General features: G+C 45.7%; 24 protein-coding genes. 14 read left to right on the forward strand and 10 right to left on the reverse strand.

What is annotated here, in order from left to right; all coding sequences use genetic code 11:
- Positions 1-599 precede the first annotated feature (599 nt).
- The 12 genes from QMF38_RS08870 (at position 600) to QMF38_RS08920 (ending at position 12145) form a co-directional block, all read left to right on the forward strand.
- Positions 600-917 carry a hypothetical protein gene (locus QMF38_RS08870; RefSeq protein WP_072872966.1) on the forward strand — a complete coding sequence of 106 codons (318 nt, stop codon included), beginning with the start codon at positions 600-602 and terminating at the stop codon, positions 915-917.
- A 65-nt stretch (positions 918-982) separates the two neighbouring features.
- Entirely contained in the window at positions 983-1309 is a 327-nt protein-coding gene (locus tag QMF38_RS14840; protein WP_072873083.1) for a four helix bundle protein, read from the forward strand.
- A gap of 88 nt (positions 1310-1397) precedes the next feature.
- Positions 1398-1613 (forward strand): hypothetical protein, encoded by a 216-nt coding sequence (locus QMF38_RS08875; RefSeq protein ID WP_072872967.1) that lies wholly within the window; start codon positions 1398-1400, stop codon positions 1611-1613.
- A gap of 470 nt (positions 1614-2083) precedes the next feature.
- Positions 2084-2473 (forward strand): hypothetical protein, encoded by a 390-nt coding sequence (locus QMF38_RS08880; protein ID WP_129583486.1) that lies wholly within the window; start codon positions 2084-2086, stop codon positions 2471-2473.
- A gap of 160 nt (positions 2474-2633) precedes the next feature.
- On the forward strand, positions 2634-2933 hold the full coding sequence (locus QMF38_RS08885; protein ID WP_072872969.1) for a hypothetical protein: 300 nt from the start codon (positions 2634-2636) through the stop codon (positions 2931-2933).
- Between the two features lie 135 nt (positions 2934-3068).
- Complete coding sequence (locus QMF38_RS08890; RefSeq protein WP_072872970.1) at positions 3069-4007, forward strand: hypothetical protein; 939 nt, start codon at positions 3069-3071, stop codon at positions 4005-4007.
- 371 nt (positions 4008-4378) lie between these two features.
- Complete coding sequence (locus QMF38_RS08895; protein WP_281759210.1) at positions 4379-5236, forward strand: tyrosine-type recombinase/integrase; 858 nt, start codon at positions 4379-4381, stop codon at positions 5234-5236.
- A gap of 505 nt (positions 5237-5741) precedes the next feature.
- Complete coding sequence (locus QMF38_RS08900) at positions 5742-6536, forward strand: TnsA endonuclease C-terminal domain-containing protein (RefSeq protein WP_281759211.1); 795 nt, start codon at positions 5742-5744, stop codon at positions 6534-6536.
- Between the two features lie 17 nt (positions 6537-6553).
- The gene (locus tag QMF38_RS08905; RefSeq protein WP_281759212.1) at positions 6554-8692 is read left to right on the forward strand and encodes a Mu transposase C-terminal domain-containing protein; all 2139 of its coding nucleotides are present in this window, start codon (positions 6554-6556) and stop codon (positions 8690-8692) included.
- Positions 8682-10157 carry an ATP-binding protein gene (locus QMF38_RS08910; protein WP_281759213.1) on the forward strand — a complete coding sequence of 492 codons (1476 nt, stop codon included), beginning with the start codon at positions 8682-8684 and terminating at the stop codon, positions 10155-10157. The genes QMF38_RS08905 and QMF38_RS08910 overlap by 11 nt, the downstream gene beginning before the upstream one ends.
- Positions 10154-11671, forward strand: a complete 1518-nt coding sequence (locus tag QMF38_RS08915) for a TnsD family Tn7-like transposition protein (protein ID WP_281759214.1) — start codon at positions 10154-10156, stop codon at positions 11669-11671. The genes QMF38_RS08910 and QMF38_RS08915 overlap by 4 nt, the downstream gene beginning before the upstream one ends.
- Positions 11672-11824: 153 nt before the next feature.
- Positions 11825-12145: a YnfA family protein gene (locus QMF38_RS08920; RefSeq protein WP_067623265.1), complete on the forward strand. Its 321-nt coding sequence runs from the start codon at positions 11825-11827 to the stop codon at positions 12143-12145.
- Positions 12146-12311: 166 nt separating this feature from the next.
- Here QMF38_RS08920 and QMF38_RS08925 read toward each other — a convergent pair whose 3' ends face one another.
- Genes QMF38_RS08925 through QMF38_RS08950 form a run of 6 tightly spaced genes read right to left on the reverse strand, consistent with a single transcriptional unit; the run spans position 12312 to position 15850 of the window.
- Complete coding sequence (locus QMF38_RS08925) at positions 12312-12590, reverse strand: hypothetical protein (protein WP_058095821.1); 279 nt, start codon at positions 12588-12590, stop codon at positions 12312-12314.
- Complete coding sequence (gene trxB / locus QMF38_RS08930; protein ID WP_281759216.1) at positions 12590-13534, reverse strand: thioredoxin-disulfide reductase; 945 nt, start codon at positions 13532-13534, stop codon at positions 12590-12592. The genes QMF38_RS08925 and trxB overlap by 1 nt, the downstream gene beginning before the upstream one ends.
- Positions 13535-13549: 15 nt before the next feature.
- The gene (locus tag QMF38_RS08935) at positions 13550-14026 is read right to left on the reverse strand and encodes an ArsI/CadI family heavy metal resistance metalloenzyme (protein WP_067623259.1); all 477 of its coding nucleotides are present in this window, start codon (positions 14024-14026) and stop codon (positions 13550-13552) included.
- A complete protein-coding gene (gene arsC / locus QMF38_RS08940; RefSeq protein WP_067623257.1) occupies positions 14023-14451 on the reverse strand; it encodes an arsenate reductase (thioredoxin) in 429 nt (142 codons plus the stop codon). Before arsC ends, QMF38_RS08935 begins: the two co-directional genes overlap by 4 nt.
- Positions 14452-14466: 15 nt before the next feature.
- The gene (arsB, locus tag QMF38_RS08945) at positions 14467-15510 is read right to left on the reverse strand and encodes an ACR3 family arsenite efflux transporter (protein ID WP_281178134.1); all 1044 of its coding nucleotides are present in this window, start codon (positions 15508-15510) and stop codon (positions 14467-14469) included.
- 16 nt (positions 15511-15526) lie between these two features.
- Positions 15527-15850, reverse strand: a complete 324-nt coding sequence (locus QMF38_RS08950; protein ID WP_067623251.1) for an ArsR/SmtB family transcription factor — start codon at positions 15848-15850, stop codon at positions 15527-15529.
- Between the two features lie 240 nt (positions 15851-16090).
- On the opposite strand from QMF38_RS08950, the gene QMF38_RS08955 reads away from it, so the two are divergent.
- Both QMF38_RS08955 and QMF38_RS08960 read left to right on the forward strand, forming a co-directional pair.
- Complete coding sequence (locus QMF38_RS08955; protein ID WP_083511786.1) at positions 16091-16429, forward strand: ArsR/SmtB family transcription factor; 339 nt, start codon at positions 16091-16093, stop codon at positions 16427-16429.
- A gap of 14 nt (positions 16430-16443) precedes the next feature.
- Positions 16444-17106: a cation diffusion facilitator family transporter gene (locus QMF38_RS08960; protein ID WP_067623249.1), complete on the forward strand. Its 663-nt coding sequence runs from the start codon at positions 16444-16446 to the stop codon at positions 17104-17106.
- A gap of 129 nt (positions 17107-17235) precedes the next feature.
- On the opposite strand, the gene QMF38_RS08965 is transcribed toward QMF38_RS08960, so the two are convergent.
- From QMF38_RS08965 to QMF38_RS08980, 4 genes are all read right to left on the reverse strand, one after another.
- Positions 17236-17562 carry a rhodanese-like domain-containing protein gene (locus QMF38_RS08965; protein WP_067623247.1) on the reverse strand — a complete coding sequence of 109 codons (327 nt, stop codon included), beginning with the start codon at positions 17560-17562 and terminating at the stop codon, positions 17236-17238.
- Between the two features lie 30 nt (positions 17563-17592).
- Positions 17593-18570 (reverse strand): inorganic phosphate transporter, encoded by a 978-nt coding sequence (locus tag QMF38_RS08970; protein ID WP_067623244.1) that lies wholly within the window; start codon positions 18568-18570, stop codon positions 17593-17595.
- Between the two features lie 22 nt (positions 18571-18592).
- On the reverse strand, positions 18593-18901 hold the full coding sequence (locus tag QMF38_RS08975; protein WP_067623289.1) for a PadR family transcriptional regulator: 309 nt from the start codon (positions 18899-18901) through the stop codon (positions 18593-18595).
- 207 nt (positions 18902-19108) lie between these two features.
- The gene (locus QMF38_RS08980) at positions 19109-19795 is read right to left on the reverse strand and encodes a hypothetical protein (RefSeq protein ID WP_281759217.1); all 687 of its coding nucleotides are present in this window, start codon (positions 19793-19795) and stop codon (positions 19109-19111) included.
- Positions 19796-19886 lie beyond the last annotated feature (91 nt).

Below are 19886 nucleotides of genomic sequence, written 5' to 3' on the forward strand. Positions count from 1 at the left end.
CACCTCTTCATCTTGTCTATGTTGTTTGTTCGCACCTACAACTTTCGACAAGAGGAGTGCGGATCTTTTTTATCACCCCTATCAATGACGATTTTTAGTGGCCACTATTGTCGATTCTAACCTGGCCATTTACACAAGAGCTTCGTGTGCCTGAAGAGCCATCTTTTGAGCGTCTTTTCCGTAGATAGTTATAATGTAACCATAGATTCCTGACACCCATAGGATGTGGAGATGTAAGTCATTACTCGTATTTGGAAAATCAGAGATAAATTATGACCAACCAAAAAGTTGTTCTGACTGAGAACCTCCACTATATATAAAATGTTTCAAGAACAACTTTTCGGTTCGGCTTTATCATAATGATTTCTGATTTCACTCTATGAACGTCCTGGAACAACTTTTGATTAGCATCGCTTTACTGGTTCTCCCTACATATCACCACTCCGTTCCGTTAACGACCCCATGATTTCCCCTGTCTATCTATCACTTTTCCCTATTTGTGCTCCGACGAGGTAGAACACGTTTTATGTGGTTGACCTACTTGACACCGACTATCATTGCATTAAGGCAACAAAAAGTGATGAAAGGTGGTTGACAGATTGACGAAAATGGAAGAGCTAAACGCGAGAGTGGAACGGGTGGAGAGGAGCGTGTTTGAACACTCACTTTGTCCCAAAAAACTCGATGAACTACTTGATATGCAAGGGGAAATCTCGGACATTAGAGAGTCGTTCCTCAATCAGCCCTTCACTGGAATCGCAGTGGAAGAGCTTGAAGATCTACGCTTCCGCATCTTGGAGTGTGAATTCAATGTCCACATCTTCGCCAGTGAAGCGATGTATCAGAGTACGGAGGAATCGATGCGGCGACTGAATGATTTGTACGAAACAGTGTCAGACGGAGGAGAGAACCAGTGAACCATAACGACAACGACGACTTTATCGCAAGAGATTATCGGGTACTGACAGTTTGGCAACGATCCATGAGACTCTGTGAGGATATCTATGCCCTGACAAAAAAATTTCCAAAGCACGAACTATACGCTCTGGGATCTCAGGGTCAGCGATCCAGTAGTAGTGTCCCCTTGAATATAAGCGAATCCAACGCTTTCCAGTTATACCCTCGCAAGCAGATAATGTTCCTTTCCAATGCACTTGGCTCTCTTCAAGAAACAAGATGTTTTCTGGAGTTGTCTTTACGTCTCGGCTATATCGACGCAGATACTCACACCAAGCTGGATAAAGAATCGGAAGAACTCATCCGCATGCTGGTGGGCATGATTAAGAAAGTCAAATCGAAAATCGCTTAATCCCATGTCCTTAACCTCCTCAATCCCTGCCTGGTTCTCTCGACAATTACGAACACCTGTTCCATAATCGGAGCAGGAGGGATCGGATATGGGAGAAGTCTCAGGTCTTGATCGGGAAGGCGTTCATCTCGATGACGAAATCATGTTTGACGAATGGGTCAGAGGGTGCGTTGCGCGGGAACGGGAGGAGTGTAGAAACCTGGATCAGGTCAGAGTACTCAGCAGAGATGACGGCTGGCAGTTTCCATCACCATTGACGGAGGACGCGTTCAGATTGCTGATGGAGATGGTAGTTGGGGAATAACTACTCATTGGTTCAAACTATCGGCATTGACAAATAGGGTGTTGACAGAAGTCGATATCCGTGGTAGATTTATTCCACACAGTTAATCATGAAGTCTTTCCCCAAATAGAAAGACTTTAGATTTAGCGAGTTTCCTCTCATAAATATGCTGACAAAGCTGGTTTATTTGAGAGGTGCTTTTTTACTTAGACAAATGCTTCACCAATGGTTCTATGGGTTTTCTATGCCCTTAGAACAATTGGATGTCTAAGTAAAATGAAAAGCACCTTTGGACTAAGCCAGCTTTTTTGTTTTGCCTATATCCAAAGGGAAGCTTTCAAACCCGTTCCTTGACAACTGAATAGCAAGGGTTACCCAACGCCGCTCCCGTTCGGTATCCCTGGAACATAACGGTTGGTACAAGGGAGAGGATACAACGTATCTTCTTTTCCTTATGCCAACAAATCTAATTTGAGAGGATGAAGAGAATGATGACAACACAGACGAAGGCAAGCTTGGAGAAAACAGTATCGACCCTGACGGAGAAATTGGCTAACGAAAAGATGGCACACATTGCAACCATTTTGAATGGCAAATATGAGTTAAAAATGTACGACTACTTCATGGGGTTGAATGAAAATAGCTGTTACGTAATGTTCACGAGTGAAAAGATCGACAGGAGTATTCTTGTAACAAAGAAGTATGAACTTGACGAAATGATTGAATGTGACGCTGAGTGTGAGGCACTAAACCTTTGGAATTTGTGGGTCGAATGCGGTAAGGAAATTTTCGAGATTGAGTTTTTAGGAAAAGAACTGACCACAGTAAGCTCAAATGATGAGGCTGTTGATTCATTTCTGAAATTCCTTCAAGAAAACTAATGCCATCTCAGGCGGGCACGCAGGTGAGAAATCCCCCCTGTCTACCCCTTTGGGGGGAGAGAAAGTCATTGCAAGGATTGAAGGCGGGAGTACGGCAGATGAACAAGGTCTGAATAGTCAATGCTTCAGATAGAAACCAATTGTAAAGGAGAGTTTTCTCATGAGCATGAGTGTAAAAGAAAAGGACAAGTTAGCAGTGCAGAAAGATCAGATCGGTCTGGTTTACGAGAAGATAAATAGTATTACAACAGTTTTGGAACGAAGCTACGGGATCAAGGCAATTCCCTTGATTGACTCAGCCCACGATGAATGTCAACTCGTCCTGCAACCAACGGGTGAGCCTGTCGGTACAACCCATTACTACGACACACAGGATATGCTCGAAGTCGATGCTGAACATGAAGCCGCACATTTGGCAGACTTCCTTGTCCGCCACGTCATCAATAAGTGTCAGGGTTAAGAGAGTCATAAGGCGGGCGGGTACGTTCTCAAGACGTATCTGTCCGCTCAAGCAACGCCTGTATCACACAATAGAAAAGCAACCGCCCCAGCATGATATTGAATTCGATAATACTTAAGAGGAGATGTTCACTATATGCGTGAAATTCCAAAGCGATTTTTGGACGAGAAGATACTGATTTTAGTAGAATATGGGGATAGCCAAGAAATGGTAATGGTTGAGGTTTCGGAATTTGATATTTATGGAGACGTGTTGAGGGGTGTTAAGGTTAGACCTGTTTCAGAGGATAGGGAATTCAAGCTTAGACACTCTTTATTAACGAACTATCATTTCTATTATGATTGGAATACGAATGAAGCAGGGTTGCATAAGTACGATGGGGAAAAGAAAGTTGATGTAACAATCGGAATTGAGAAATCCAGAATATTACAATCCTTTGTACCTGAAATTAAAAAATTGGAGGAAGCGTTGAAAGCGGAACAATGTAACAGAAAAAATGAAATTGAGAAGATTGACCCGAAGCGAATCCCGTGTTTAACGACGAATATCGAGTCGGGCTATGAATATGTCGTTAGGGCTGGGATCGTCGATGTTTGTTCGAAAAAGGAATACGAACATTTCGGGCATCAAATTACCCAATTTAGCCCTGAATATGAACTGCGGCTCTCTGATAAAATATGGGATGAAATGTATAGAACAAAAAACCTTGTGAAGTACGTTGAGGCTCTACGATGCAGTGAAGGAATTGGATATCATTGGGATACTCTTTATTTTCTTGCGGAAGATGAGTATAACATGGTGAAAGAAGAGTACGCTACTGTCCGACTTGAACTTATAAGAAGACGAGAAGAAGCTGAGAGAGAGGAAAATCGGCGATTTCAAGAAAGGCAAAAACAAGAGCAGTTGCAATTGGAACAATGTATAAGGGAAGCTAAGAGTTCTGGGCAAAATGTTCTGTATAAATCCTGGATGGCACCATGTAACAACCCTAAAGAGGAATGTTCCTTAGACGAAGTGTGTGTCTATATCACGCCAACTGGTGAGCAGATAACAGAAAGATGTCACACATATTGAGATCCCAGATAATGTTAAGAATCAAATATGATTATGGGGCTGGGTCAGTCAGTGTGACTCCAGCCCTTACTGTTCGGTGGATACCATTATCGTCTATTAACAAAACATCGATTATGTTTTGAAGCAACGCTATTTAATAGGAAGAAGGTCAACCATATCGGTGAGAGTGACGTGTTCCACACCGCTCCTTGCGAATAAGTCCAGCCCATATCGTTAGGTTGGGTATGGTTATCGCCAATCAACAGAACGATGATTGTGTTGCATTGGAGCCGAACCTGGAGTTAAAATTTGTCTGTGAGTGCAACGGAACTCTGCACTTTCAGTGACGGATTGAATGCAACAGAATTCTCAGCCGATTGAGGAGGGGGCATATGGAAGATCTAATAGAACAATTTTCAGTGTACCTCATTCAATCAGGCAAAAGTGAGAATACTATCCAGACATATGCCCTGAACGTCAAACAGTATCTCAGATGGTTCGCGGACACATATGGTATGGAATGTAGGAGACTGCATCGGGAAAATATCCTCGATTACAAAGCATATCTGCTAAATGTACAGAAGTATAAGGGCAGGCATCTCAATGCAAGAACCATCAATGGCCGATTGAGCGCGCTCTGCAGTTTCAACCGATTTCTTATTAACAAAGGGATCCAGAGCGATGTTGTTGTCGATAAGGAAGACTTCGCTAAAGTCCAGATCGAATATGCCAATCCATGCACAATCCAAAAGGCGGATGTTGAGCGGTTCCGTCAAATGATTCTGGAGGCTGGAGATAAGCGTCTGTACGCCTTGGTGACGATATTGGCATATGCAGGATTACGGATTAGTGAAGCGCTGGACATCAAGCTTTCGGATTTGAACTTGCAGATGAAAGAGCTTGTCGTTCGGAAGGGTAAGGGAGGCAAGCAAAGACTCGTTTACCTAAATAGCAAGATTGTCACTGCAGTGCGAGAGTATCTAAGGACAAGAAAGTCCGATAGCGAGTATCTCTTTGCCTCTCGTGAAAGCGAGCGGGTTGACAGGACGGTGATCAACAAACTGTTCAAGCGGTTTAGCGATACCATCACACCACACATGCTTCGTCATTTCTTTTGCACCCATTGCTTGGAATCGGGTTATTCGATTCACGAGATAGCCGCGCAAGCAGGGCACAGGGACTTAAAGACCACGCTGATCTACACCAACCCAAGTCGGGAGGAAATGAAAAGGAAGGCGGAGTTATTGTAGCCTTGTTTTGGGTGTAGGCTACTCAGAATATAATGTAATGGCGGATATGCATCTACAACCATTCATGGAGGTGGCTTGTTTGTGAGTGAGCCACAGAGACCAGCGGACAGGCGACCTAACGACGAGCCGTTTTTTGTCCCCAAGGTATGCCAGGATTGTGGTGCGAAGTTGGTTTATTCCTACCTTTTGGATGCTCCAGATACACCAGAAGACGAACGGTGGTACGATGAGTTTGAGTGCCCCCAATGTAGAGATGGTCTGGTACTGGACGTACCGAAAGGCTATATTTAGCTCATAGATATCCAATTAGGATGCCTGCTGAGATCAACGCAGTGATCCTAATAGCGGCAACTTACGTAGTCGCTGGTTTGAAATAGTTCTATTACATGAGAATACATCGAATAGGCGAGCGTTTTGCCAAGCGATTCTCCTTAAAAAAAACGGAGATGCATCGCTTATAGGCAATGACGCTCGCTTTTTGTCTGTAGAAAGGGATGTAATACACATGTCGAAACAGCCATGGACAAAAGAGAAGATGAACAAATGGATACGGGAACGCGGGCGAGGTACGGGTAAGGACTACGTGCCATGGACCAAAATCAGCGACTTTCCATCAATGGGAAGAGCCACCCGCATATTTGGGGTTAAGATTCCGAGGATCTACCATCTCCAATCTGATAACCAATTACGGTGCTTTCTTATATTTGAGTGGTGTGATGCAGTCGTCGATATCCGAGAGTCGTTTCCCCTGCTTGATGTCATGGAAGTGGTTGGTGACAAAGACGACCTGCGCTTTGATAAGTTCTCCGACAAGGAGACTGGTTTTCCGCTGGTGCTGACCACCAGTTTCCTATTGACTATTCGAAATGCCGAGGGGAAGGAGACCTTTGTCGCACGAAGCGTGAAAAACGCCTCCGAATTGAAGCGAAGTTTAACGTTCGAGAAGCTGGAAATCGAGCGTCGATACTGGCAGACAAAAGGGGTTGATTGGAAGGTGATTACCGACAAGCAAATCCCGAAGCAATTTGCCAAAAACGTAATGTGGGTACGAGAGACTTTGTTGGACGACGGTATAGACGCCAAACAGAAGGCGGAACAAGCCGCATTATTGCATAACGATCTGGTACGATACCCCGAATTAAAGCTAAACGATGTATTGAACGCCTTTGACCATAGAGAAGGGGTCTCTCAGGGAACGGGGCTTTACCTGTTTCGATATCTGATCGCGAAGAAGTTGATTCGTGTCGACATGAACCAAAGTGTCCAGGTAACAAGGAAAATTAGAGACGTTCTTCGATGAAGGTAGGAGAAAAAATAATGCAGATGGCTGTGAATCAGTTGTTTAGAGACAGAAACGGAGTTCTCCTAAGGATTGTCCACATAAATAAGGTCACTTCCATGGTCTACGTCATCGAGGTGGGCAAGAACCAGTTTCCCCAACCAATGACGTTTGAGGAGTTACAGGTTCTTGCCGAGGGTCGAGGACTGCAGATTGTTGAGGAGGACAACCTGGTGAGATTGGATTCCGATGAAGAATTGAGCGACGTACAAAGGGAGAAGCGCGATTTCGCGTGGGAAGTTGTCCAGTATTTTTTTCAAAAGGTAGAAGGTGAAGAGTATGCGTTTGTCCCACGCTATCGACAGGAAGCGATCAAGCAAACATGCGAAGCGTTCCGCATCAGCTACAACACCGTGAAAACGTACTTGGTTCGATATTGGTCGGGAGGTGGGGTCAAGAATGGTGTACTTCCACGGTTTGCAAATTGCGGTGCACCAGGGCAGGATAAAAAGGTTGGAGATAAGAAACGTGGACGACCTCGTATCCGCGATGGGAACCAAGGAGTCAATGTGGATGACAAAATGAAAAAAGCGATTAGGGCTGGATTAAACAAGCACTATTACAGCCAGAGGCAGAACAGCTTGCGGGTGGCATACGAGTTAACTCTTAGAGACTATTTTTCAACACGGCAAGTGCGGGACGATGGGACGACGTATCCCGTACTCCTGGAGTCAATACCGTCATACGCTCAATTTCTCTATTGGGCACGGAAGTGGAATGACCCGAAACGTGAGATCATGACACGACATGGAGCGCGTGCGTATCAACAGGGCAGTCGTACTATTGTTGGACATGCCACAATGGACGCTGACCTGGGATGTGCCGACTTATGGGAAATCGACAGCACAGTTCTGGATGTATGGCTCGTCTCATCTTTGAATTCCAATGTAGTTTGTGGAAGACCGCGTTTGATATTGTGTACTGACGTGTTTAGTCGTAAGATAATGGGATTTTCGCTAACGTATGAATCGCTAAATGCTTATTCTTCGGCGATGTTGGCACTCGCAATGTCAATGACCAGCAAAGTCGCCTTCTGTGCTCAATTAGGGATCAACATCACCGATGAGGACTGGGACTATTGTGTTCCAAATCGCATATTGGCAGATCGCGGAGAGCTAATTGGCACTCACATTGAGAATGCCGTCGAACAACTTGGAATCACGATTCAGAACAGTCCGCCTTACCGCGCAGACCTCAAGGGTGTCATTGAGCAAATGTTTAATCAAATTCACCTGAAGATCAAACCTTTTGCTGACGGGGTAGTTGTAAAGGGGAACCGCCCAAGAGAGCGAGGAGAAGTCGATTATCGGTTACGCGGTAATTTGACATTGGAGTCGATGAACCAAATCATCTTAAAGCTCATTATTTTCCACAATAAACATCACGTTTTGGACGATTACCCTCTGGATGCGAGCATGATTGAAGAAGGGGTCGAGAAAATCCCTATTAAGCTTTGGGAACATGGTCTGAAGCATAAAAAGGGTCAGCTTAGAAGACTACCACCAGATACAGTGCGGATGGCATTATATCCAAGCGATCAGGCTACCGTGGGGAGCAGGGGGATATCGTTTAGAGGGCTTCTCTACGCATCACAATACACACTCAGTCAAGGGTGGTTCCAGAGAGCACGGGCGAAGGGCAGTTGGAAGGTAAAAGTCAGCTACAATCCAATGGATATGACCCATATTTACATTCGCGATGAAGATGGGCTTGGGGTTCACAAGCTAACGCTATTGGAGCATTTACAGCAATATCGCATGAAAAGCGAGCAAGAGGTCGAGCAAATCCAGGCACTCGAACGCGAGCGAACCAATCAAAGCAAAGAGCGGGAGTTGCAAGAGAAAATCAAACTGTTTGCTGAGATCGACAGTATTGTCCAGGATGCCAGGGCAAAGACGGAAGCCGAAAGGGATACCACGATAAGTAAGACGAAGCGGCTTTCAGGGATCAAGGAAAATCAACGGAGAGAACGGGAATTGGAGCGAGAGAAGATGCGTGACAATCCGAAGGTAGAAGACGTTCCGTCGATTTTGACGTTCCACGATGATGACGGGGATGACCTGGAGCTATTCAGAACGGTTCAAGAGCGGAACTGGGGTGGCTTAGATGGAGAATAAGGTGTACCTGCCCAATGGTACAGAAGCTCAAATGGCGGGCTATCATGAACCTCAGATAGACGAATTCCGTAATCCGCTGATTCAAGCTTTGCCGCCAATGGTCAGTAAGCCTGAGATCATTGAGAAGATGACTCGCATGCCGCGCTTTAATCCAAGTGAGCGAATGTTACCTGCTGGAATTCGGGTTCATTTGCTTCAACGCTTATTCGATGTGTATACACCACTCCCAATCAATGTCCAAGTGTGGGAGCTTGTACACTCGCTTTTAATCCAGAGCTACGTGTCAAGGAACCCATTTGACGCGACCTATAAGCAATTTGTGTCCAGCACGGGTAAACAGATTATCGAACGGAAATACAACGTGCACACGACCCTTAACTACCGTTCGACTGCTTGCGCTGGCACTCTCATCGGGGTTTCAGGTATGGGGAAGACGACCACAGTAAATCGCGTTCTCAGCCACATTCCGCAGGTTATCATTCACAATGAGTATGAGCAACAGCGTTTCGATCAGATCCAATTGGTGTGGATGAAATTAGAAACCCCTTACAATTCGAGTGTGAAAGCATTGTGCCTGCAGTATTTTACCCAGTTGGACGAAATCTTAGGTACGAATAACCTGAAGAAACTGGTCTCCAGGAACCTTTCGGTCGATGCAATGGTTCCCTACATCGCACAATCCAGCAGGAACGTCGGGTTGGGACTTTTAGTTCTGGATGAATCGCAATTCCTCTCCAAGCGAGGTGGTAGTCAACTCGTTGATTTTCTCGTGTCGCTGATTAACGGCGGATTAAGCATCTTGCTTATAGGCACCCCTTCCTCGTATGCGCTCTTTGAAGGTGAATTTCGTATCGCACGTCGGCTTACAGGTAATAAGGAAATCTTATGGAATGCAATGAAAAACGATAAAACTTTTCGCTTGTTTTTGGAGGGGATCTGGCGTTACCAGTGGTTGAGGAACTATACTCCGCTTTCTGATGAACTGGTTTTGGCAATATTTGAAGAAACACAGGGGATATCGGATTTGGTGATAAAGCTATACCTCTATGCCCAACAGTTCTCTATTGAGCGTGGCTTCGAGGTGATTACTCCCGAAATCATAAGAAGGGTTGCCAAGGATCACTTCAGGCTCATGAAACCCATGCTCGATGCGTTGAAGACGGGTAATCCTTATAAAATTGCCCAATTTGATGATCTGAGAATACTGGATGCGAAGGAACGGGCATCATCACCACATCCCACACCGCCAGTTCAAAAGAGGACGAACGGTGTGAAAAAGGAAACGAAAGCAACGAACCCACCCCCAATTATAGAGAAACCAAAGAGAAACGTTGATTACAGGGATGGAGATTTGAGAAGGTGCTTTCGGGTAGCGAAGCAAGAAAATGTTGCCCCTGAGACTGTTCTGGAGCGTGAGGGATACATTGACGACATGAAAGTGTGGACAGAGGGTGGCAAGCTATGATGAATTTTATCCCGCAAATCTACAGCGACGAATTACTTTATTCCGTCCTCGCGCGATACAAACGAATGTGCGGGATGGTGAGCAGAAGGGCATTTATTAGGGATATGTACGGAGAAGGTAAGATGCTTACCTCGATATTTTTACCTCAGTATCTTGGCTGTTTACGGGAGAACCTTCCTCCTTATTCCAAGATTACAGTCAGCGAACTTATATGGAATCATACAATGTATCCTTTTTATACAGCGTTTCTTTCTAAGGAATTGTCGGGCAATATCCATGGTATGATGGTCGATGGCTGTGGTAAGAGTATCGAGAATTTTCTGGGATTCAGCGGCGGGAAGGTTAAGCCATATAGCCGACTCAGGTATTGTTCCAAGTGTTATTCGGAGGATATCGGGGAGTTCGGAGAAAGTTTTTGGCGGAGACTTCATCAGGTTCCAGGTGTGTTATATTGCCCGATTCATAGGATATCGCTGAAAAGTACAATCGTGCCATCAACGGAGAAGTATGCAGAATATTGGTGCGCGGACGGTGATGTGTGTAGTGCTGACGTTGAGGAAGATCCTTGTAACCAGAGAGTCAAAGAATTGAATCGAGCGTACATACAGAACACAATGTTTTTGATGAGTGGTGATTATAAGAAGAAGGAACTCCGCGATATAGTTGACTTTTATGTGGATCGGTTACGGGAGAGAGGGTTTGCTTCGGCAAGGGGATTCATTTACGTCCAGGATTTTGTAGATGAGTTCCTCCGCTTTTATCCTTCTGACTATTTGTCGTTGATGCAAAGCGATGTGAACTTAAATCAGAAGGCGAACTGGTTAAGATTGTTTGTTAGGCACAACGGCAAAAATCGTAGCCCGCTACGGCATCTTCTGGTATTGCAGTTCCTTGGGGTCAGCGCAGAAGAGTTTTTTCATGAACAATCTGCATTGGGGAAATTTACGGTACGAGTGAACCATGCCCCCTCTTTTGACCTCGAAGCGCGGCGAAATGCTTGGTTGAAAATCATCGAAGCCAATCCAGGGTTGAACCGAAGTCAACTGAAAGCAGTTGGGAAAGGACTGCATACCTGGATATATAAGCATGATAGGGACTGGTACGAGCAGGTGACACCGAGGGTTCGGATACGGAAGAAGCGTACCCCCGTGATTGATTGGGCGAAGAGGGACGAAGAGTGTTTAGCTTTGGCGAAGCAAGCGGTTGAGTCTATCCTGAATCGGGAGGGAAAACCAGTTCGTGTGTTACCCTCAACCATTCGGCAAGAAATTGGCGTAAGGCGATGGTTTGATAATCAAAAACTTGTGCGTACGCGGCAGTTTATCCAGCAGGTCACGGAGGACATCAATTCATATCGGATCAGAAAAATCAAATGGGCGATTAGTGAGCTTGAAAGTGAGGGGGTGAGCCTGACGGTCTACAAAATCCAGTTGCGGGCAGGATTTGGCGGGGATAACAAAGAAATTGCGAAACTGATTTCCAGAATTGTGGATATCGGGCACTTGTCTCCTTAATTAGCTTTCGTGAACTACATTCCAGATCTAAAATTGGGACGTTAGCACAATGGTTTTCTAACGTTAGTTGTCACTTGTAAGGTTGAGAAGGCGGGGTGAGTGTTGATAGTTATAGGCATACACATTAAATGAGAACAAGGGGTATGAATTTTGATGCTATTTAAAGCGATGGATCTGTTTGTCATGGCGAGGGTGGATGAAATTGGTGTTGGATATCTTATCTGGCAATGGTTGCGGAACGGGAAACCACTTTGGGTTGGAATACTGGGAGCAGTTGTTATGGTTGTGTATGGGGTAGTTGCAACTCGCCAGGAGTTCTCGTTTGGTAAGACTTACGCCGCTTACGGTGGTATCTTTATCGTGATGGCTGTACTTTGGGGCTGGCTTGTCGATAGAAAGATTCCTGATCTGAGCGAATGGATTGGCGCGGGGATTTGCTTGGTTGGGGTATTCGTCATGTTGCTAAAAAGGTGATGTTCGGGCTACGGGAAATCCTGCAGACGGTCTAATCCATTTACTTTAACCTATGGTGCGAGGCTTGGCGGGAGTCAGGTATGCATTGAAATCCTAAGGGTAAAATACCCAAAATGAAATGCGCCTCCTCTGGAATAAGCGTGGCGCATTTGTATTAAGAGGGAACTTAACAACTGCTTTGTCCAACCAGCACAAGCCCTGATCCAGCGTCCGTACTTTGAAAATCTAACGTAACAGCTTGTGTATGCGGAACGACACGGTTTTCGATGGCAACTTTGATGCCATTGACGATTCCGACGATATCATCGTCATGTGGTTCATCGAGTGACAAACCGAGTTTCGGACCACAACAGCCCGCACCAGCAAATATGACTCGTATGCCTTCGGACTGATGTTCTTTTAACAAACCATCGATAAATCTTTTTCCTGCGTCTGTGATCTGCATCATACCGCACTCCCTTCATGTACCCCAATGTTCTCTAAATACCGCTCACACTCCAACGCCGCCATGCACCCTGAACCAGCGGCGGTAATGGCTTGTCGAAACTTGTGATCTTGTACGTCGCCGCAGGCGAAGACACCAGGAATATTGGTTTCGGTTGTCCCAGGTTTCACAACAATGTATCCGAGGTCGTCGGTTTCAATCTGACCGTTCAAAAAGGAGGTATTGGGCTTGTGTCCAATGGCAACAAATATTCCGTCCGTCTCAAGAATCTCTGAAATACCCGTTTCGTTGCGCTGGGTTTTCAGCCCCGTCACGCGATTGGCTTCCGATACGACTTCGACAGGCTTGCAATCTAAGCTCCATCTGATTTTGGGATTGTTGCGTGCACGATCCTGCATGATTTTCGATGCACGCAGTTCGTTGCGGCGGTGGACGATGCGAACTTCTGACGCGAATTTCGTCAAGAAGATTGCCTCTTCCATCGCTGAATCTCCACCACCGACCACAATGATTTTCTTCCCTCTAAAGAAGAACCCATCACATGTAGCGCAAGTGCTGACTCCGTGCCCCACGTTTTCGATCTCACCTGGGATACCAAGCATTTTCGCGGAGGCTCCTGTTGAGATGATCAGGGTCTTAGTTTCCAACTCATCCGTTCCATCGACGTGAAGTTTAAATACATCCCCTAAAAGGTCTACTTTGTTTACCCACCCACGAACAAATTCTGCTCCGAACTTTTCTGCTTGCTTCCGCATGTTTTCCATCAGTTCGGGACCTATAATACCATCTGGGAAGCCAGGGAAGTTCTCGACCTCAGTAGTGAGTGTTAGCTGACCACCTGGTTCATTGCCTTCAATGACGAGTGGGTTCAGGTTTGCCCGCGCAAGATATATCGCGGCAGTCAGTCCTGCAGGTCCAGTTCCAACGACAACGACTTGTCGCATGTTTCTCCACTCCCGTTACTTGCTTTTTGCGGGAACGTCAATTTGAATAAAGCTCGGTTGTGCGGGTGGTGCACAGCAAAGGGCAAGGTTATGGCGAGCGTCTTCTGCACTTTCAAGCTCACTGTCCTCTTTCGTATAGAAGATTTCCCATGCGTTTCCGTCAGGGTCATACACCCACACTTTGTCTTGAACGGCGTAACAACAGGTGGTATTCATTTCGTCGATCAACACTAAATTGTTCTGACGTAGGCGTTCGCCCATCGCCAAAACTTCTTCGGTATTGTTGACTTGAAAACCCAAGTGATTGAGTACACCGTTTTTCTCGAATGGACGAACATTTAAGGAAAAGTGAAGGGCTGGTTCATCAAGTTCAAACTTGGCGTAGTTATCCTTGACCTTGGTTGGTTCTGCGCCAAAAAAGGCACGGTAGAACTTCAAGGATGCTTCCAAATCGGTGCAATTCACGGCAACGTGCATGCGTTTAATGGTCATCGGTTGATTTCCTCCTCCAAGAATTTTGCAATGCGCTCTTTAATGGCATCCCGCACTTCATGAAACTTCGCGGTAATTTCCTCTTCAGACCCCGTTGCTTTCGCAGGGTCTTCAAATCCCCAGTGCAAGCGATTGACGTGTGGTGGAGTGACGGGACATTTGTTGTTGGCATCACCACAAAGGGTGATTACATAGTCGGCTTTGTTCAGAATCTCAGGGTCAATTAAATCGGACGTGTGATGGGAGATGTCCACACCCGCATCCTTCATCGCAGAGACGGCTCTTGGATTGAGACCATGTGTTTCAATTCCTGCACTGTAAACCTCAATCTTATCCCCACCGAGATGTCTTGCCCAACCTTCTGCCATTTGGCTTCGGCATGAGTTGCCCGTGCACAAGAAATAAATGAACGGTTTGTTTGTCATGAGAATTCCCTCCGTTTAGGCTGTTGCCTTTTGAAAATATCTCTGTTGGAACTTGAGTGCGACGTTCACCAGTGCAATCATCACAGGCACTTCCACTAAAGGACCGATGACTGCGGCAAAGGCGGCTCCTGAATTGATGCCAAACACACCTACGGCAACAGCGATGGCAAGTTCAAAGTTGTTGCTTGCCGCTGTGAATGATAGGGTACAAGTCACCGAATAGTCGGCTCCAGCACGTTTACCCATGAAGAACGACACCAGGAACATGACAACAAAGTAGATAAGGAGCGGAATCGCAATTCGAACGACGTCCATTGGTAAGCGAAGAATCAAGTTCCCTTTGAGAGAGAACATAACAATGATGGTAAATAACAGTGCAATGAGTGTAATCGGGCTGATTTTTGGTACGAAGTTCTTCTCGTACCACGAACGCCCCTTTGCTTTGACGAAGATGTAACGGGTAATCGCACCCGATAAGAACGGGATGCCTAAGTAGATGAACACACTCTTTGCTACTTCGGCGATGGTAATGTGAATGACCATGCTGTGAAATCCGAGCCATTGCGGAACGATCGTTACGAAAATGTAGGCATAAACTGAATAAAACAGGACTTGAAAGATGGAGTTAAACGCTACGAGACCCGCCGCGTATTCGGCATTGCCTTTAGAAAGATCGTTCCAGACAATGACCATCGCGATACAACGCGCCAGACCAATCATAATCAGACCAACCATGTATTCTGGATATCCACGAAGGAACACCAGGGCAAGAACGAACATTAAAACAGGTCCGATGACCCAGTTTTGGAGGAGAGAAAGCCCTAAGATTTTACCGTTTCGAAACACCTGACCGATCTCTTCATACCGTACCTTCGCAAGTGGCGGATACATCATCAGAATTAAGCCAATGGCAATGGGAATGGATGTGGTTCCGACTTGCAATTGATTTAGTCCGTTTACGAAATGAGGGGCTACATACCCCAAACCAATCCCGATCACCATCGCCGCAAAAATCCAGATAGTGAGGTAACGGTCGAGAAAAGATAACCGCTTAACCAATTGTTTCACACGCCCCTTATTCACACTGTACGAGCATACCTTTTTGTTCCAGTTGCCGTAGTTCTTCGGACAAATCGGGGAGATTCGCAAGAGACAACCCAATTTCATTCAAACGTTCTCTGTTCAAGGAATAAAACACCCACATGCCTTTTCGCGTCTCCTTAACCAGACCCGAAGTCTTCAAACGACTCATGTGTTTCGATATGGCTGGTTGTGAAATCCCGAACATCGGAACAAGTTCACACACACAGCAGTCACGAGTCTGAAGGAGGGCGACAATCTTTAAACGAGTTGGGTCGCCGAGAGCCTTCAACGCCTCTGCAAGTTGGTCAAATTCCATATAATCACCTCGGTAAACAATATAACCATACGGTTATGTAGTCTGCAAGTGGTATTCCATCTGTTTTCCACTTCATATTCATGGCAAGCGTAATACTCGGCGAGTGACGATTGTGGAATAGCGATAACCTTGAGGATGGTTGAAATGTAGTAAAGGTAATCGGCATGTTATCAGCCCATTGCAAAATGAGTGGTGTTTTCATATCATTAAGTCATGAAATGATGATGTGAGGTGAGAGATGTGAGCGCGACGATTGACACCGCATTATCCGTCAGAGCCAAGTTTTTTCGCGGATTGGCTGACCCTTCACGTTTGGCATTACTTTTGGCACTTCGGCAAGGGGAGAAAACTGTTAGCACGTTGAGCGCGGAAACAGGTCTTTCACAAAGCAATGTATCTAACCACTTGGCTTGTTTGAAGGATTGTGGACTGGTGCTGAATCGCCAAGAGTGGCGACATGTGTACTACCGTATTGCTGATGAAAAGATATTACATTTGTTGAATGTTGCCGATGAAGTGGTGGCGGATAATGCACAGCGTATTGCTGATTGCGTGAATTACTGCTCAAACGATGAATAAAGGGGGCGAGAATTGTGGCTACTGCTCAAGCTGGTTCGCATACGACATCAGTTCGCAAAGGCGTAAATATCGAAATTGTATCGATCATCTGGATGGTGATTGAAGCTGTAGTGGCAATCGGATCAGGGATTGTTGCACATTCAATTGCACTCACTGCCTTTGGTGCTGATAGCATCATTGAACTTGTCGCGGGCGGTGTATTGTTATGGCGCTTGACCATTGAAGCACGCGGGGCGAGTCTTGCACGGGTAAAACGGGCAGAGAAGACATCTTCATGGGTAGTTGGGATTGCCCTCTTATGTCTGGCGGCTTATATCGTTGTGGTGTCGCTGGTTAAGCTATTTACACACCAAGGAGCAGAAACGAGTTTCACAGGCATCGGTTTGGCGATTGCTTCTGGTATTATCATGCCGTATTTGTCACGGACGAAAAAACGCATTGGATCCGAAATTGGTAGTAAGGCACTTCGTTCAGATGGATCATGTAGTATGGTATGTGCTTATATGTCGTGGATTTTATTGGCGGGTGTGATATTAACGGCATTGCTCGGTTGGTGGTGGATTGACGCTATCGCGGCACTGGCACTTGTGTATTATGTCGTCAAAGAAGGTTGGGAAGCAGTACAAGAAGCGCGTGGTAAAGAGGATGCATGTGGTTGTGGATGTTGCCATGATTGAGTGTTGAAAAAGACGAAGGAACTACCAAACGTGATCGTTGTTATGGCACGGCTGTGCGATACATTATTCCATTATGAATACTAACAACCACGGGTATAAACCCGTGGTTTATTACACAATAGGTTAATTTCATCCGCGTTCTACAGGTAGCCCAGTTTTATTCCAATCAACAAATCCACCGTCAATGGCGATTGCTTTAAAGCCATTCTCTCGAAGGTATTGGGCGGCTCGCTCTCCGCGTGAATTCCCGCGATGATGCATGTTGCAATAAGAGACAATCTGCCGTTCTTTTGGAACTTCAGAGAGCCGATTGGGCAAGTCGTCAATCGGTATGTTGACGGCTCCTGGGACATGTCCTTCGTTGTATTCATCTGACGAACGGACATCAATGACTAAAGGTCGATCATCCGAATTAAGCCTTTCCTGCAAATCAACAGGTTTTATGAATTCAGTCATGGTCTATCCTCCAAACAGTGTATGCGTTTGTTAAAGCGTAAACCAAATCCCAGACAGTTTCGCAAGCAAAAATGTAATGACAATACCTGAGATTGGAGCAATAATCCATCCCTTAACGATATTTGAGATCGCCTTCCACTGAATCGTGCCATTTCCTCGCGCTATGCCTGCGCCCATCATAGCACCAACGAGGGCTTGATTCATTGACGTGAAGAAACCGAAAGCGACTGCTAAGAACACTACAACAGCCTGAACCAACTGCGCCGCACTTGCCATCGAAAGGTCTACATGCACAACGTCGAACGCAACTTTTTTCAACAGGGGCTTACCCCACGTAAGAACACCAATCAATAACCCAATCCCACCGATTAAACCAGCAATCCATACATTGAACAGATGCGTCATGATAAAGACTCCCGTTGCGTTAGATACATCGTTAGCTCCCATGACAAACGAAGCTACCGCGCCGACCGTAACAAGAATCATGCTCAGTGTACGAATGACAGCCATTTGCTTGTCACGCTGACTCGGTTGGAACCCTACAATGCGGTCTAATCCATGAGTGAACAGGTAGCCAAGAAAGAAAGCAATGGGTGGTGCGACTACCCAAATAATTGCCAGCTTCAAGATAGTTAGCCAATGGACTTGAATACCTGCACCCAAAGCCATGCCAACCACGCAAAAAACGAGAATTTGAATCGTGGAAGTGGTGATTTTTATCGCTGTATATATGGTGGTTAACACAAAAGCCGCAATGATAATCACCAGTGCTCCAACAACCGTCACTTTAGATGCACTCACAATGTTCAGCCCCACAGTAGATTCGACACGGTGACTTGCGAACACTGCGCCGATAAGTGCCAGAATAGCCATCAAAACCAGGGCTGGCACGAGCTTAATTGAACCCGACCCATAAGGCATACCCATGCATGCACCTGTATAGTGGGCACCGATACTCCACGCAAATGCGAGAACAATTACTACAAGAATAACCGCTTCAACGGACACCACTTATCCCTCCATATGCTCCCTAATCTTTGATCTCTTTGAACAGTTCGTATGCCTTTTTTCTGGCTTCAAAAAGGACTTCTGCTCCAAGCGGTGTCGTGCTGTAGTATTTTCTGATTTTCCCTTCCACAAGCCGATCTTCTCTAAGCAAAAGCCCCTCCTTTTCCATGGTGTGTAACAGGGGGTAGAGCGTACCAGCACTCATGCTATATCCGTGGTGACTAAGCTCTTCCAACATCCACAGTCCGTAAATGGGTTCCATGTTCGCGTGGTGCAAGATGTGAATTTGTATGAACCCCAAGAACAGCTTTCTAAGCACTCGATCCTCGATGATACTCACTCCATTATCGAAATATGATATCGAAGGGCGATATCAATCGTATCATGATTACATCTATTTGTGTCAATCCCATGTTCGGAGTAGCATGCGAAGTCTGTATTTTAAATTAAGATTTGGTGGGTGAGTATGTTTGTGACAAGGGATAATGAACGCCGAATCTAAGCCAACGAAAAATCCCCACCATTTCGATCATTTACTCTATGTATCTAACATATCCCAGTCATCTCCGAGAACCCATCGTAATGCTGACAGCTTTCCGTTTAACATGCCCCATTCGAAGTCAGTCCACGGACCAAGGTTTTCTCTCCCGTATCTTCGTACAACTGCTCTTGCAGATTTTAAGGCACCCTTCCATATCTCTGGATCGACTGTTTCCTGACCCGTTCTTACTCTATATTTCAAACTGAGGTGTCTGTCGTACCATATTTTGTCCAACAGTTCTGTATTAGCACCGCTAATTTCTTCGACGGTTCTACCTTCGCACTCTTCGTCATCGTGTCTCATCATCCGAGCTTCCGTAAACTTATCAAACTTCTCCATCATTGCAAGAAAGGTTTTGTCACGTTCCGCAAAATACGCGAGTTGCTCTTCTGGCGTGATTTCGATATCTAAGAATTCCAACCGAACTTCATAGTTAGACGGGGTATTCAGGATATTTACAATACGCTCCAAATGGTGGACTTCAATCCTGTAGTCCAAGTGGAGCGTCATGAGTTCCTTGCGTTCAGATACGCTTAACTCTTGGTTGGTTACAAACACAAAAGCGTCAGCTTGATTCTTTATTACACCGTCGAAATCTGCTTGAAACTTCGTTTTGATGGCGTTAAAGGATTGCTGTCCTCTGGGAAAATAAACTGCTCCAACCCATTTGAATCCCTCTTTCAAGCAAAGGAAGTCCTTACCTCCGTCTCTGCCCCCTAAAGGGTGTGACGGATCAATCGAACTGAATCCCTCAGATTGAAGTATGCGACCTGAC

The organism is Alicyclobacillus hesperidum subsp. aegles (genome assembly GCF_027923525.1).
GTDB lineage: Bacteria > Bacillota > Bacilli > Alicyclobacillales > Alicyclobacillaceae > Alicyclobacillus > Alicyclobacillus aegles.